We start from the raw sequence: 1,319 nt of genomic DNA on the forward strand, positions 1-1,319 counted from the left end.
CTCACTTCAATAAGACGAGTGCCAAATTCTTTTGGCGCAGGCTCTACGGTTAAATCACCTTGTTTTTTACCTGACGCTATATAGCCCAGTTGTTGATGTTTTGAGGCTTGCCAGTTAAACGGCATGCTAACCAGTACCGTGATGGTATCCTCCGTACTACCACCCAAATCTAATCGATAGGTGACGGGGCTACCTCCTTCTTTTTTTTGGCTCCATGTGCCGTTCTGCTCATTAAGCATAACAGCTGGCTTCGCCTCAGTAGGGACATAGCTATAAACTTGTTTGGGCTTACGCGTTATTTGTAAGCCAATCCGTTGGCCTATGGTAAATGCAGGCAAGGTCAGCTCCAATTGCCATTGGTTGGTGCCAGTGTCCATCCATTGGGAAGGTTTTCGGTTAGGGACTGAGTTAAGCTGAACCTGAGGTTTATGAATAATGTGTTCTAAGTGAGTTAACTCCTCGATAGGCTTCCATTGCTTCGATTGTTTGCCCCATATGGAGTGAAGCAACCACTTCTCAAGTTCTGAACGTTTAAAGGCATTGATGATGATAACAGCAATCAAATACACAATACCAGCAACCATCAACGTGGTCAGCATCCAAGGGGCGATAATAGATCCAATACTAAAAACGCCTATTCGACTCAATATATTAGTTACAAATTGTGCTCCAAATACCACAACTTGAGCCACGGTTGCTCCCCCTTTTAACCCATAACCCAACCGCTCCATTGGCGCATGACTTGAATCAGTGAATTTATCGTAGCTTTCCCATGTTTCGAATCCTGTGGCAATCAAACCAAACAAAGAGACTGCTGCCGTCGTTTTCGCAAAGGTTTTGAGCATTGCCGATTTTGAAGCATTGCTGTTTTTTATTGCTTCATTTAAGGTTTCACCAAGTAGCTTAGAATCCTTAGCAAGAATTTCCCATTTCGCATCTCGCCACACAGCGGTAACAGCGGAGACCGCATAACCTGTCGCATAGGTCGCTTCTCTAATTGCAGGGTTAGTCCACAAACTAGTATTCGGGTGTTGCGCGACTTTATGGCGGATGTCTTGCAGAACAACCGACACGTTCCAAAGGTTTAGGATGGCGACGACGCCCCCCATTTTACCCAACTTGTCCCACGATGCTTGAGTAAGCTGCTTACCTTGTTGCCAACTGCGTTCTACTGCATCGTTAAGCATTTGCTTGGCGGTGTTATTGACCGCGTCATGCTTAAGCATCACCATCATTGGCAACTCACTACTCAACAACTTCTGCATTTTCTGCTGAGCACTGCGCATGGTTTGTATCTGGTGGTTCTTTGGCGTCACCTC

Annotated in this window: 1 pseudogene; it reads right to left on the reverse strand. The window is 45.6% G+C overall.

The window, feature by feature from the left end:
• Positions 1-1,319: pseudogene (locus tag QTN94_RS19945) on the reverse strand (hypothetical protein); the annotation flags it as partial.

The organism is Vibrio sp. M250220 (genome assembly GCF_036533795.1).
GTDB lineage: Bacteria > Pseudomonadota > Gammaproteobacteria > Enterobacterales > Vibrionaceae > Vibrio.